16 protein-coding genes are annotated in these 14,393 nt (G+C 40.9%); 13 read left to right on the forward strand and 3 right to left on the reverse strand.

Annotated elements, in window-relative coordinates:
- Position 1: 1 nt before the first annotated feature.
- From LV92_RS14965 to LV92_RS14975, 3 genes are all read right to left on the reverse strand, one after another.
- Positions 2 to 1,225, reverse strand: coding sequence for a TolC family protein (locus LV92_RS14965; RefSeq protein WP_111624423.1), 1,224 nt, complete (start codon positions 1,223 to 1,225; stop codon positions 2 to 4).
- Positions 1,222 to 5,055 (reverse strand): efflux RND transporter permease subunit, encoded by a 3,834-nt coding sequence (locus LV92_RS14970; protein WP_111624533.1) that lies wholly within the window; start codon positions 5,053 to 5,055, stop codon positions 1,222 to 1,224. The genes LV92_RS14965 and LV92_RS14970 overlap by 4 nt, the downstream gene beginning before the upstream one ends.
- A gap of 102 nt (positions 5,056 to 5,157) precedes the next feature.
- Positions 5,158 to 5,574 carry an HYC_CC_PP family protein gene (locus LV92_RS14975; protein WP_111624424.1) on the reverse strand — a complete coding sequence of 139 codons (417 nt, stop codon included), beginning with the start codon at positions 5,572 to 5,574 and terminating at the stop codon, positions 5,158 to 5,160.
- A 429-nt stretch (positions 5,575 to 6,003) separates the two neighbouring features.
- On the opposite strand from LV92_RS14975, the gene LV92_RS14980 reads away from it, so the two are divergent.
- The 13 genes from LV92_RS14980 (at position 6,004) to LV92_RS15040 (ending at position 14,389) form a co-directional block, all read left to right on the forward strand.
- Positions 6,004 to 7,725 carry a GMC family oxidoreductase gene (locus LV92_RS14980; protein WP_111624425.1) on the forward strand — a complete coding sequence of 574 codons (1,722 nt, stop codon included), beginning with the start codon at positions 6,004 to 6,006 and terminating at the stop codon, positions 7,723 to 7,725.
- Between the two features lie 4 nt (positions 7,726 to 7,729).
- Positions 7,730 to 8,449 carry a gluconate 2-dehydrogenase subunit 3 family protein gene (locus LV92_RS14985; RefSeq protein WP_111624426.1) on the forward strand — a complete coding sequence of 240 codons (720 nt, stop codon included), beginning with the start codon at positions 7,730 to 7,732 and terminating at the stop codon, positions 8,447 to 8,449.
- 202 nt (positions 8,450 to 8,651) lie between these two features.
- Positions 8,652 to 9,071: an HYC_CC_PP family protein gene (locus LV92_RS14990; protein WP_069858869.1), complete on the forward strand. Its 420-nt coding sequence runs from the start codon at positions 8,652 to 8,654 to the stop codon at positions 9,069 to 9,071.
- A 177-nt stretch (positions 9,072 to 9,248) separates the two neighbouring features.
- The gene (locus tag LV92_RS14995; RefSeq protein ID WP_069858871.1) at positions 9,249 to 9,830 is read left to right on the forward strand and encodes a helix-turn-helix domain-containing protein; all 582 of its coding nucleotides are present in this window, start codon (positions 9,249 to 9,251) and stop codon (positions 9,828 to 9,830) included.
- Positions 9,831 to 9,902: 72 nt separating this feature from the next.
- Complete coding sequence (locus LV92_RS15000; RefSeq protein WP_245946395.1) at positions 9,903 to 10,310, forward strand: c-type cytochrome; 408 nt, start codon at positions 9,903 to 9,905, stop codon at positions 10,308 to 10,310.
- On the forward strand, positions 10,307 to 11,467 hold the full coding sequence (locus LV92_RS15005; protein WP_111624427.1) for a porin family protein: 1,161 nt from the start codon (positions 10,307 to 10,309) through the stop codon (positions 11,465 to 11,467). Before LV92_RS15000 ends, LV92_RS15005 begins: the two co-directional genes overlap by 4 nt.
- A 21-nt stretch (positions 11,468 to 11,488) precedes the next feature.
- Positions 11,489 to 11,809: a hypothetical protein gene (locus LV92_RS15010; RefSeq protein WP_069858876.1), complete on the forward strand. Its 321-nt coding sequence runs from the start codon at positions 11,489 to 11,491 to the stop codon at positions 11,807 to 11,809.
- 100 nt (positions 11,810 to 11,909) lie between these two features.
- Positions 11,910 to 12,419: a hypothetical protein gene (locus tag LV92_RS15015; protein WP_111624428.1), complete on the forward strand. Its 510-nt coding sequence runs from the start codon at positions 11,910 to 11,912 to the stop codon at positions 12,417 to 12,419.
- Between the two features lie 33 nt (positions 12,420 to 12,452).
- Positions 12,453 to 12,722, forward strand: coding sequence for a hypothetical protein (locus LV92_RS15020; RefSeq protein WP_245946396.1), 270 nt, complete (start codon positions 12,453 to 12,455; stop codon positions 12,720 to 12,722).
- 15 nt (positions 12,723 to 12,737) lie between these two features.
- A complete protein-coding gene (locus tag LV92_RS15025; RefSeq protein ID WP_111624430.1) occupies positions 12,738 to 12,953 on the forward strand; it encodes a heavy-metal-associated domain-containing protein in 216 nt (71 codons plus the stop codon).
- Between the two features lie 27 nt (positions 12,954 to 12,980).
- Entirely contained in the window at positions 12,981 to 13,211 is a 231-nt protein-coding gene (locus tag LV92_RS15030; RefSeq protein ID WP_111624431.1) for an SHOCT domain-containing protein, read from the forward strand.
- A 57-nt stretch (positions 13,212 to 13,268) separates the two neighbouring features.
- Positions 13,269 to 14,084, forward strand: a complete 816-nt coding sequence (locus LV92_RS15035; RefSeq protein ID WP_111624432.1) for a DUF3347 domain-containing protein — start codon at positions 13,269 to 13,271, stop codon at positions 14,082 to 14,084.
- A 119-nt stretch (positions 14,085 to 14,203) separates the two neighbouring features.
- Complete coding sequence (locus LV92_RS15040; RefSeq protein WP_245946400.1) at positions 14,204 to 14,389, forward strand: SHOCT domain-containing protein; 186 nt, start codon at positions 14,204 to 14,206, stop codon at positions 14,387 to 14,389.
- Positions 14,390 to 14,393: the final 4 nt, after the last annotated feature.

The following is a 14,393-nucleotide window of genomic DNA, read 5'->3' on the forward strand; positions in this document are numbered from 1 at the left end:
ACTATTTTTTTGCTGTGATGTAATTCAGTTTTGCTTGCGCAATGCGATATTGCGTAAATGCGGTTATTTTAAGTCTATCGTATTTAAGCAGTTGTTGCTGCATCCGAAGTACCTCCTCGAAATCCTTTCCCGAGTTTCCATAAGACGTGAACAAGAGATTGAGAACTTGTTCTGATTCCGATATCTGCTGATCAAAAAGTGAAATCAAATCGGTCTGTTGTCGTAAATCGAACAGTGCCATTTCATAATTTGAATTCAGCGCATTTACGGTTTCCGTTTTTTGAAGCGAATAACTTTCTTGCATCAATTGCGCCTCTTTGACAGCTGCTTTGTACTTTCCCCTAAAGATGGGAAGGCTTACGGTTACCATTGGCATCAATACATCCTTCCCGTTGTCCGGCAAAACCATATCGGTCCGTTCATCGACTATTACAAAATCCAACCCGAGCCCGAGCCTTGGAAGGCCTTGTTTTATTGCAGCATATTCAGATGCCTCGCTTGCCTTTATTTTTAATTCAAGTGAATTCAAAAGTGGATGGTCCACAACAAGGGAATCCTTCGCATAATCCAATAGTATATGATCTATTTCAATGGTATCGGCGATAATAACTGGTTCTATCTCGTCGCGGTTCAATAGTTTATTGAACGATGCCAACAGGGGCGTCTCTTTTTTATTCAGAATTCCCAAATTTGTCTTTGCCTCTTTTAGCATGATATCCACTCTCAACACATCAACCAGTGTCCCATTACCATTTTTGAACTTCGAGTTGGAAATGGACTTATATGATTCTAGTATGGCAATGTTCCTTTCCTCGATTTTCATCCACTCCCTCAATTCGTATAAAGGAAAATAAGCCGTGGATACCTCAAAATAGAGTTTGTTTTTGGTATCTAAAAAAGATTGGTATCTTGCCTCTGCCATAAGTGTGGCCACATCGCCCTGGGCCTTCAGCGTGCCAAACCATGGGAACATTTGGGTCAATGAAAACCGTGCCTTTTGTGGCCCGACCCTTGTTTCTACCGGAGATATAAAATACCCGAAAGAAATGGATGGATCTGGCAAGGTGCTTACCTGTGGTACCTTTTCCAAAGCCGCTTCGAACTCCTTATATTGGGAAAGTAGGCCCGGATTGTTGTCCGAAGCTATTTTGAAATAATCTTCCAATGTCTGTGCCTGCAATCCTAAACAGGTAAATAATAGTAACAGTGCGATTATGTTCTTCATTTTATTCTATTTTTTTTGTTCTTATTATTAATGACCGTTTCCCTCCAAAACGACTGAAGAACTGGCACGACGAACATGGTCATGATCTGGATGGTCATTCCTCCAAAGGTGGGGATTGCCATGGGAATCATTACATCAGCGCCTTTACCAGTCGATGTCAATACTGGGAGGAGGGCAATAATAGCAACGGCTGCGGTCATCATTGCCGGGCGGACCCTTTTTTTACCGGCCTCCAAAACAGCTGCCCTTACCCCTTCTATAGTATCTGGCTTTTTTTCCTCGAAAACTTGATGAATATAGGTCCCCATAATAACCCCGTCATCTGTTGCGATACCGAAGAGGGCAATAAATCCTACCCAAACAGCAACACTCAAATTGATGGTGTGCATTTGAAAAAGATCTCGCATATTCACACCCGATATGGCAAAATTTAGGAACCAGTCCTGCCCATAGAGCCACAACATGATAAATCCGCCCGCAAATGCGACGAATACCCCCGAGAAGTGGATTGATGATGCAATAACTGTCTTAAATTGAAAGAACAGCAGCAAGAATATGACAACCAAACTGATCGGTATTACTATAGACAATCTTTTGACCGCTCTTATCTGGTTTTCATAGCTGCCAGAAAATTTGTAGCTTATTCCCGCAGGGACCGTTAATTCCCCTGCATCGATTTTTTGTTGGATGGCATCTTGTGCATCGTTTACCACATCGACCTCCGCAAAACTATCCCTTTTGTCAAAAAGAACATAACCAACCAAAAATGTGTTTTCGCTCTTGATGGCCTGTGGCCCTCTTACATATTCAAAATCGACCACTTGTGAAAGCGGAATTTGGGCCCCCACGGGGGTAGGAATCAATATCTTACTTAAAGATTCAGGATCATCCCTTAGTTCCCTTGGATAGCGCACTCTAATTGGGAACCGCTCCCTACCTTCGACGGTAGAGGATATTTTCATTCCTCCAATGGCGGTCTCAATGCTTTGTTGCACGTCCTCAACATTGAGACCATATCGTGATATTTCATCCCTATTGATATTGAGATGCAAATACGGTTTACCAACGATCCGATCGGCAAATACCGCTTCTGACTTTACGGAAGCGACTTCTTTTAATATCACTTCCAACTGCATCCCAAAATCTTCTATTGTTTTCAAATCCGGGCCGTAAACTTTGATACCCATAGGGGCGCGCATCCCTGTCTGGAGCATTACCAAACGAGTTTCTATAGGCTGCAATTTTGGTGCTGAAGTGATTCCGGGTATTTTGGTCACACTGACGATTTCGTCCCAAATATCATCTGCCGATTTGATGTGGGGCCTCCAATTTCGATAAAATTCTCCATTTTCGTCTGCAATCAAGTCTTCTTCTGTAATACCCCTTTCCAATGCCTCTCCATTGGTAAGGGTATCCTTTTGAACGGTAATGAACCGATCTTTACGGTCCACTTTAAAATGGACCCTATGACCTGCTTCGTTTAGGATAAATTCGGGTTTGTAGTTGATAATGGTCTCGAACATGGAAATAGGTGCAGGATCGAGTGCCGATTCCACACGTCCTAATTTTCCGACTGCCATATCCACTTCTGGAATTCCATCAAGAAGCATATCCAATTGACCAATTACATTTCGGTTATATTCCACCCCTGAATGTGGCATTGAAGTTGGCATTAACAAATAGCTGCCTTCATTCAAAGATGGCATAAATTCAGAGCCTATTCCAGGAAATCTGTTTGAGGAAGCTTGCCAGCCAGAAGTTTGCCTGACGTTTTTCCAACCTACGAATTCGAAACCTTTAGCTACAATTCCAAAAGTACTGTCGAACCCTAGCCATATCAATACTCCAAAAAATATGGTTACGAAGGGAATCAACATAAATTTCCCTTTGTTCTGCAAGCACCATTTGAGTACAGGTTCATAAAAATGCACTATCGCCATTAAGGCTGCCAATATGATTCCTATCAAAAACAATACGAACAAGTAGTTGATTATAATGCCATTTTGGGGCCCTAAGGGCATCCATTCCTCCGTAAGGAAAAAAGAGGCTATAAAAATGGTAAGCCCTAAATTGATGTAATTGGGATACGCTTTATATTTTTCGGGCCACCTGGGTTCCAAAAGATTGTTTATTCCAATTAAAGTAAGGGCAAGTGGCAACAACATCGAGGCATAGACAGCAAAAATAATTCCAGCCACAATCAAAAGGATACCCCAGAACCTGCGGACCCTTTTCTTGTCATAGTTGATGCCGAAGATGAAATGTGCAAGGGCAGGTAATACCACGAGACCAAGTACAAAAGCACTTAACAAGGCAAAAGTTTTGGTAAATGCCAATGGCCTAAAAAGTTTTCCTTCTGCAGATTCCATTGCAAAAACAGGCACGAAACTGACCACGGTAGTAGCCAAGGCCGTAGTTATTGCCGATGCCACTTCAATGGTCGCTTTATAAATTACCTGCATGAGTTCCTTCCCCTTTACGCCATGGTTTTCTGGCATTTCTAGGTGGCGAATAATATTTTCTATGAAGATGATCCCGACATCGACCATGACCCCAATAGCAATGGCAATACCCGAAAGTGCCACTACATTGGCATCAACACCGGCATACCGCATAACGATGAAGGTCATTAAAACCCCTACGGGCAATAGCCCTGAAATTATAATGGAGGCCCTTAGATTAAGTACTAAAATCAATACTACAATAATACTTATAAGGATTTCATGGGATAGCGCATTTTCCAATGTCCCTATGGTCTCGTGGATAAGCTGCGTTCGGTCATAGAACGGAACGATGGTCAATTGGCTCTCCATCCCGTTCGCCAACGTCTTCTTTGGAAGCCCCGGGGCAATTTCCTTGATCTTTTCTTTTAAATTGTTGATGACCGCCAAGGGATTGGAGCCATACCGGGCAACAACAACGCCCCCAACAACCTCTGCCCCTCCTTTATCAAGTACACCTCTTCTAGTCGCAGGCCCTAAACTTACGACCCCAATGTCTTTGATTCGAACTGGAACGTTGTCCTGAACTGCAACGACCGCCTTTTCGATGTCCTCTGTCTTTTTAACATAGCCCAAACCCCTGACCAAATATTCCGCTTGATTGATCTCTATAGTCTTTGCCCCAACATCTTTATTGGATTTCTGTACCGCCTGCATCACTTTGTGCAACGGGATATTATAGGCCTTTAAAGCGTCGGGGTTCACGTCTATCTGGTATTCCTGAACAAACCCACCAATGGATGCTACTTCGGAGACACCTTCAACGGCATTGAGACCATATTTTACATAAAAGTCCTGAACGGTACGTATTTCGTGTAAGTCCCATCCGCCCGTAGGGTTGTTGTCCTTGTCCCTACCTTCCAAGGTGTACCAATAGACCTGGCCCAAAGCAGTGGCATCGGGCCCTAAGGTCGGCGTCACAGCATCCGGTAAGAGTCCGGCCGGGAGTGAATTTAGTTTTTCCAATATCCGGGAACGCGACCAATAAAATTCTACATCATCGTTGAATATGATGTAGATACTGGAAAATCCGAATATCGAAGAACTACGGATAGTCTTTACGCCCGGTATTCCCAATAAATAAGTAGTCATGGGGTAGGATATTTGATCTTCTATATCCTGTGGCGATCGTCCGGGCCATTGGGTAAAGACAATCTGCTGATTTTCCCCAATATCAGGTATGGCATCAACAGGAACCGGGTCTTTGGGCAGGAATCCCGTATCCCAATTAAAGGGCGAGGTGGCAACGCCCCAGGTTATAATTGTTAATAAAATGAGAACCGTAACCAGCTTGTTCTCCAAAAAATATTTGATTAGTTTATTAAGCATATTATGAAATGTTGAATTGGAATTAAAAGAAATGTTCCAAAGGCGAAAAATGCCTATAACCATACTAAATCAATAGCATGGTAATACTTCATAAGAATGCTCTTAAATAAGGAAGGTTTGATCTAGGATTTGAATATCCTTGACCAAAAGAGGTGGTGGGTAATGGTTGAAAGGAACTATATTTTCTTGCAGTCCCTCAAAAAGGTTTAGATAACTATAAACGAATGAAACAACGAACTGCTGTTGTTCAAAACTTAATTTTTCAAATGAAAGTTTCAAGTCATGTTGTCCACTAATTGAAAGTGTTACATCGTCGCAGCAATCCTTTTTTTCCAAATTGTGTTTGTGTGAATCCGAAGGTCGTTGAATCTCCATTCCGCAAGATTCCGCTTGGCCGAAGAAAGAGAAATCAACAAGATCATCACCACAATAATGTTGTGCAACCGTAAAAGAGAAGGTCGAGAACAACACTACAAGTGCCATTAAAAAAGATGATATTTGAAATAAAACTCTTTTCATCAGTTATACAAAACTACAAAAATTTTAACTCAAGGTTTGTATTTAACAAAAATTTAGAGTTGCTACATTCATTATTTTGAGAGACAAACTTAATTACTTTCATTTATTTCCAACATGATAAATATCATGTTTGCTCCTTTTGTTCGTGCAATTCATAAATTATTGGATTTCTGCAATGTATCTTTTCAATTATTCTATTTTCACTCGACTGTGGTATTGTAAACCAGTTGTCGGGATAGTCCAAAAACATTTACGTAACGGGCATGACCAATTATAATAATCTCCAGTTTAAAACGAAATTTTGTAAGGAAATTATATAAAAAAGAAAGAAAATTATGCAGATATAATTATTGATCATTCTATAGATTTATTGTCATTCAAAGGATTGCTACATGTTGAATCCTGGGTAACTTATAATATGTCAACACCATGCAAATAAAGGAATCTTCGACACTATATGATGTAATCATAGTCGGCTCTGGGGCAGGCGGAGGCATGGCGACCAAAATACTTGCCGATTCAGGTCTAAAGGTTGCCGTTGTGGAGGCCGGGCCGTTCTTTGACCCTAAAGACCCGGAACAGATAACTCAATTAAAGTGGCCGTGGGAATCGCCTAGAAGAGGTGCAGGTACCGTCCGGCCTTTTGGCGATTTCGACAGCGCATACGGTGGGTGGGATATCGAGGGAGAACCCTACACAAATAGTAACGGAAGCAATTTTAGATGGTTCCGTTCGCGAATGTTGGGCGGTCGGACCAATCATTGGGGCAGGATTTCATTGCGCTTCGGGCCAAGGGATTTTAAACACAAAAATGAGGACGGGCTGGGCGATAATTGGCCCATAGGCTATGAGGATGTTAAACCTTATTACGACAAGGTAGATAAGTTGATCGGGGTTTTCGGCACCATCGAGGGCTTGCCCAATGACCCCGATGGATTCTTTCTGCCCCCACCAAAACCTCGATTGCATGAACTTTTTTACATCCGTGGGGCACGGAAATCGAATATCCCTGTTTATCCTTCTAGGCTGTCCATCCTGACCAAAATGATAAATGAGGATCGGGGCATATGTTTCTATTGTGCGCAATGCTCTAGGGCCTGCATGGTATATGCCGATTTCTCTGCAGAAACCTGTTTGATTTTCCCGGCACAGAAAAGTGGCGGTCAGATCGATCTGTTCCTGAATGCCATGGTAAGAGAGGTTACCACGAATGAAGAGGGCAAGGCAACGGGCGTTTCGTACATCAATAAAGAGGATAGAAAGGAATATAAGCTAAAAGGGAAAGTCGTCGTTCTGGCGGCATCCGCCTGCAGCTCGGCCCGGATACTTTTGAATTCCAAAAGTGCTCAACACCCGAACGGATTGGGCAATAGCAGCGATATTGTTGGTAAATATCTTCACGATTCCACGGGGGCGAGCAGGGCGGCCTTTATTCCGGGCTTGATGAACCGGAAAATTTCCTATAACGAGGACGGCGTTGGGGGCATGCACGTATATTCCCCTTGGTGGGGCGACAATAAAAAATTGGACTTCCCACGCGGATACCATATTGAGGTATGGGGTGGAATGGGCATGCCCAACTATGGGTTTGGTTTTAAAGCTAACGAGTTCAACAAATTCTTCGGCACAAAAGTGGGGGGCTATGGCAATGGCCTCAGGGACGATGTTAAAAAATACTATGGTGCCGTCCTTGGTTTTGGTGGCCGGGGAGAATCTATCGCTATGAAGGATAACTATTGTGAAATAGATCCTACTAAAGTAGATGAGTTTGGAATTCCGGTACTTCGGTTTAATTACAAATGGTCCGACCACGAACGAAAGCAGGCAAGGCACATGCAGGACACTTTTGAAGAACTGATCCACAACATGGGCGGAGAAGCTTTAGGAGAAAAACCCACCAAGGAACAAGATTATGGTATATCCCCACCAGGGTGGATCATCCATGAAGTGGGTACGACTAGAATGGGCAATGACTCCAAGACCTCTGTAGTGAACAGGTTTCAGCAACTTCACGATACCAACAATGTATTTATCGTCGATGCAGGGCCTTTTGTGTCCCAGGCCGACAAGAACCCCACTTGGACCATCTTGGCTCTAGCCTGGAGAACATCTGACTATATTGTAGAACAATTGAAACAGCAAAACATATAGAAAAATGGATAGAAGAAATAGTATAAAATCGATTATCCTGGGGTCGGTCGCTGGTGGATTGGCAGTCCACGGCTGCAAACCTGAAGATGAGGCTAAAGCGGAGAACACTGAAGTACTACAGGGCTATAGTTACAAATATGGTCGGACACCGAAGGAGAAAGAACGGATCATGGAACTGGAAGCGGTACAATTTTTCAACGGACACGAGTTGGGGACTATTGCCGTTTTGAGTGATCTGATATTGCCTTCCAATGATAAATTTGGTAGTGCTACGGACGCAGGAGTACCAAATTTTATAGAATTCATGGCCAAGGATATCCCAGAATTGCAAACGACCCTCAGGGGCGGCCTCATGTGGTTGGACCATGAGAGCAATACCCAATTCGGTACCGAATTCAAATCGAGTACTGAGGCTTGGCAAAAAAAACTATTGGATACTATAGCCTATCCCGATATATTAATTCCAGAGGGCGAACGCCCCTTGGAAATACAGTTTTTTTCCATGTTGCGAAATCTGACGCTAACAGGTTATTACACATCGAAGATCGGCCTAGAGGATTTGGGGTATAAGGGCAATACCCCAAATGTATGGGACGGAGTGCCCGCAGACGTATTGAAACAGCATGGCGTTGCCTATGAAGAAGAATGGTTGGCAAAATGTGTAGATCAAAGTCAAAGAGGGGTCATGGCAGAATGGGATGGCAATGGCAATCTACTTACATAGGCCTTTAATAGAATGCCATCCAATTTCTAATTTAGGTTACCAATATGACATTTATCATGTGATGGTTAAAAACCTTGTTCTACTTTTGATACTGTTCTTTGCATTTAGAACACGAACTATATTATTTTTAAAATAACTATGATTTTTTTGAAAATAATTTAATACCCGATACTGGAACAAAAAAAATTCAAATCTTTAGGAAGTGAAACAGATTTTGACCAAAATATTGTCCGTTACTCTAGCCTTCGCAGTGCTTTTTGCAACTTCGTCTTTCATGGTGGATATGCATTTTTGCTGCAACAAGTTGGTAGATGTTGCGGTTTTTGGCAAAGCAAAGCCTTGTAAAGATAAAAAGCAGAATTTATCAAAACCTTTTAAAAAATGTTCCATAGGGCAAATGGATTGCTGTAGCAATAAATCTATTGTAAAAAAGGCCGAAGACAATCTTAAAAAGTCACAAGTTGAACTGGATACGAATAAAATTGTTTTCCTACAGGCATTTTTCCATTCCTACGTAAATCTTTTCGAAGGACTTGAATTTAATGTGGTTTCCTTTATAAACTACAATCCACCTTGGATCGAGAAGGACATCCTTGTACTTCACGAAACTTTCTTAATTTGAATATTATTGAGCAGATTATTGTCACGATAATCTGTACTTCCTATTAGTCTGCAACAAGTTGTAGGCTACCTCATGTCGTACCCTTTTTCCAACGACAACCTTTTTCCAATTTTAATTTATCAGGGATTAAATACTCTGACGGACCTTATACTTAAGGAACAATAACATATTGTGAACATGGAATCCATAAAAACATATTGGGTCAAGAACATGGTTTGCAGGCGGTGCCTGAAAGTCATAAAACAGGAGCTTGAAGAGATCGATGTAGCAGTACTTTCCGTCGAATTGGGGAAACTTACTGTCCGTATCAGTACTGGTATTGACAATCTAATCGATTCGAATATAACCGAGGTTCTTCACTCCAACGGATTTGAAATCGCGAAAAACGAGGAGGAAATGATCGTTGAAAATATAAAGATTGCTTTGATCGAACTGGTAGGTGACCTGCCATTTCATATTAAGGAAAAGACCTCTGAACATTTGGCATCTGAACTTCATAGGGATTATAAGTTGTTGAGCAAAATATTCTCAAAAAATGAAAATACCACAATAGAAAAATACCTTATAAAATTAAAGGTTGAGAGAGCAAAGGAACTTATTCAGTTGCAACAGCACACTTTTTCGGATATAGCCTATTTGTTGGATTACAGCAGCATAAACCATTTATCGAGACAGTTTAAGACCATTACGGGATTAAGCATGACCGATTATAAAAATGGCCAAATGTGGGATAGAAGTTTCCTTGACGAAATTATATAAATATGAACGAAGATTATGCAGACGTAAACATTCAATAAGAAATAGATTTATTAACAATTAAATGCCAATAAAATGAATAAAAAAAGAATTTTTCCGGGTATGACCATAGTAATGGTTGTAAGTTTTTTATTCCTGGGATTCAATAGCCATTCCCAGGAAAAATGGGTAGCACCCCTTAGTGCTGATAAGATTGTCAACCCATTAAAAGGTGATGTCAATGCGGCTGCCAACGGTCAAAAACTTTACAAAGTACTATGTGTTGTATGCCACGGGGCAAAAGGAAAAGGTGATGGTGTGGCCGGTGCAGGTCTAACGCCAAAACCGACAAATTTGACCAGCGCAGAATTCCAATCCCAGAGCGATGGAGCCATTTTTTGGAAAATTCAAACAGGACGGGCTCCAATGGCCTCATACGAAACCTCAATACCGGAGAACAAACGATGGGAAATTATTAATTATATCAGAACACTTAAAAAATGAAAAAGCTAATAATATTACTAACCGTAGTTGTTTTTGGTAATCCTATATATAGCCAAACATACAACAATTTTGAACCAAGTAAGACCCAGTTCATGATCCGTGGTTATGGACATACAGGGCTAAACTATATGAGTAACGGAGATGAAAAAGAATCCTCTTATGTAGGCTCGGCCTTCGCGCCGATCTTTTTATTCAAACATTCGGACAAACTCATGTTTGAAGCCGAATTAGAGTTTGTTCTAGAAAGTAACGAACTTGAGGTGGGCTTGGAATATGCCGACGTTATGTATGTCCTTAACAAGAACATGACCGTTAGGGCAGGAAAATTTTTACTTCCTTTCGGAACATTTATGGAGAGGCTTCATCCCGCATGGATAAACAGACTTCCGACAAGACCTTTGGGCTTTGGCCATGATGGGATAGCTCCTGCCTCAGGGATCGGTGTTGAACTCAGAGGTGCCTTTGATCTTGGCGGTCCTTCTTTAAACTATGCCATTTATTCTACCAACGGTCCGCGATTAAAGGACGGAAGTATTGAGCCGGAGGAAGCGGGAATGCTCATGTTTCAAAATTATGAAGATAATAATACAAGTAAGGCCTTTGGGGGCCGATTGGGGTTATTGCCATTTTCAGATTCTTCTACCGAATTAGGGATTTCGGCCTATTCAACAAATGGTGCCGGGGCAAAAGATTCGCCATATGAGGACGTTGGTGCTTTCTTATATGCCATCGATTTTGCTTTTGTTAAACAAGTGTCGCCCCTTAGTGGCTTTATTGACATTAAGGCTCAATACAACAGTTCCAATGTGGACACGGCAACCTTCATTGAGATGCATGAGGATGGAGATGAGGAAGAATATTCGTTCGATAACCAAAGCAATTCCTTTTATGGGCAATTGAGTTATCGACCTACCATGGCGGAGAGTGACTTCATGAAAAAATTGGAGTTTGTTGGAAGATATTCAAATTTCAATGCTCCGGAGGGTTCTGAGTGGGAAGAGAAATCGACCCAATTTGCCTTTGGATTGAACTACTGGTTAACCTGGAGATCCCTTATCAAAATAAGTTATCAGACCACTGAAACCGAAGGTGGGCATGGCGGAGAAGGCATAACGACTACTAATGGGTTATTTCTCCACTGGGCAATAGGATTTTAAGAATACATAAAAATAGAAAACATGAAGACAATAAATAAATTTTTAGTAATCGTGATGGTTTTCCTGACCATTGGAATAACCGTAGTTGCCTGTTCTTCTTCTAAGAAAACACTTACAGAAAATAATATTCCTGTTGTGGCAGGGGTGGAAGAGGAGTTCAAACTGGAAAAATCAGGAGCCCAATTATGGGGAGAAACCTGTAATCGATGCCATTTAGCACCTTCTCCAGCCGATTATAACGACACGGATTGGGAAACCATCAGTTTGCACATGCGCGTAAGGGCCAATCTTACAGAAAATGACGTTGCAAAAATCGAGGAATTTCTGAAATCCGCGAATTAATTGAATTGGTAAAGCACATTTTCCATGAGAATGGAAATTTAGGGCTCTAGGGAAATGTGCTTTAATAAAAAGAAATTAATATTAATTAAAACTAAATACAATGAAAACAGTAACAATAATTATTTCTGTCCTCGTACTGGTTATCCTATCCAGTTGCGATCAGAAAACAGACCTCAACGCAATCCTCGAAAATTCGGAAACTAGAATGGAACTTTTTGAGGCGATTGCAAGTAACCACGGTTACATGACGGAATTCATGGACAACATGCAAGATAACGACCATGCAATGCAGATGATGCAAGGAAACCATAAAATGATGGGCAATATGATGCAGGGTGTCGGAATGCAAAAGATGATGAAAGATAGCATGATGATGAAAAACATGATGCAATCCATGATGAAAGAAGGCAAGATGATGGGCAATATGATGAAAATGATGCACGAAAAAGGCATGATGAGTGAAGATTGTATGGAGTCGTGCAAGAAGATGATGGGCAACAAGGGAATGGACATGAAAGGAATGGGATTGATGGAAGAAAGTGAATTAGATGCCAAAGAGCAAGGCGAACTCGAATTGAGCAAAAGCCAAAGCCATGGCGATCATCATTAAAGAATATAACATTTAAACCTAAAAATAAAAATTATGAAAGGTCACTGGATATGGATGGCTATCGGTTGTGGATTGCCGTTGTTACTAATATTTTTCGCACCCTCACTGGGCATTACCGGGAATAACGGGCTTTTTGGCTTCATTGTCCTAATGTTCATTTTTCATCTCTTTATGCCACATGGTGCACATAGCCACGGGGCGCATAACCATACGGAACAGAATAATAAGCAGCACGAACATGGTAAAGAAAAACCATTGTCTGCAGAAACTAAGGAGGAGCAAAAGGGCCATAGTCACCATTAATAATGGTAAAAACAAATGAAACATAAATATCAAATAAACGGAATAAGCTGCGGCGGATGTGTCGCAAGGGTAAGAAAAACCTTGGAAGAACATCCAGACATTGAGAAAACGGAAATCTTTTTGAACCCAAAAGGCAAAACGATCATCAGTATGAAAGAGAGGCTTTCAGTTGAGGAATTACAACAGCAACTCAACAAACTTGAAGGTTATACCATTACGGAGATACTTTAAAATATTAATAATCTTAAAACTAAGAATATGTTCTATAACAATGGATTTTTTTGGGGAATGCACCTTATCTGGTGGACAATTTGGTTCATATTTTTATGGTGGATTTTCTTTACGCCCTCCAGCCCATCTTCCACAGAAACTAAGGAAGATGATCTGGCCACAACTCTAAAAATACGGTTCGCAAAGGGTGAGATCACTCAGGTAGAATACGAGGAATTAAAAAGAACATTAAAATCGGAAAATGAAACAAAGCCCTAAAGAGGGATTTCAATACCTAAAATGAATAAGCTATAAACACACACAAAAACAGTAACAATGAAAAAACATCTCATCATGAGCCTTGTATTCCTGACTGGAATGCTGCTCTCGGTACAATCTATATCTGCACAGGCAAGCGATAAAACCAAAAGGCAGATGTATATCAACGGTAATGGTGAAGTCTCGGACCGTGGTATAACCCTTGGTTATATAAGTAAGGAAGATATTGTGTTCAATAACCAGGGAAGGAAAATCGGTTTCATTAAAAACGGGAAGGTATATGATGCTGAGGGCAATTCCTTGGGAAAAGCAAAAAAAGGAGGTCAGTATTATAACGATAGTGGTGAGTTTGTGCTCTATGTTGAAGGAAATGATGAAAAATGTAAAATATTGGATACTAAGGGCCATTCCTTGGGTTATATACATAAAAACTACAAACTTCATGCCTGTGCAGTACATTGCTTTTTTAAGGAGAAAAGTATAGAGGAGGACATGGATTCAATTTTGGCGGGATATATGAACATCGAAAATGCATTGGCCGAAGATAATTACGAGTCCGTACAGGAAGCGGCAATAAAATTGATTAACGACTCGACCGCCGTGAACGAGACCTACCTGAAAAAGACCTTGAATCAACTTTCCAAAGCCTCCAGTCTTACTGAACAACGATTATACTTTGCAACATTGTCCAAACAACTGTACACTATTTCCAAGAAAATGGATTTGAAGGGGAAAACGCTTTATTGGAATCATTGTCCCATGGCCATGGATGGTAAGGGTGCAAATTGGCTAGCCCTGAGCGAAAAAATAAACAATCCCTATATGGGGCTGAAAATGCCCGGATGCGGTTCGGTAAAGGAGACCTTGAAATAGTTTTTTAACGTAAAAATAATCACAGAAAACAGTCAGTACATCAACAACAATTATTTAAGCAATAAGTCTAATCTTTAAAACTAAAAACTATGCATTTTTTCAACGGACACTTTGGTGGTATGCACTTTTTATGGTGGATCATATGGTTCATCTTCTTAATATGGATATTCTTTGTTCCATATGATATCCCTTACCGAAAATCAAAAAAAGAAGACCCGCTCACAATTCTCAAAAAAAGATTTGCGAAAGGGGAGATTACAAAAGAGGAATATGAAGAATCAAAAAAGATTCTAAAATCCGAATAGGAAG

The sequence above is a fragment of the Arenibacter echinorum genome (genome assembly GCF_003259375.1).
In the GTDB taxonomy this organism is placed as follows: Bacteria; Bacteroidota; Bacteroidia; order Flavobacteriales; family Flavobacteriaceae; genus Arenibacter; species Arenibacter echinorum.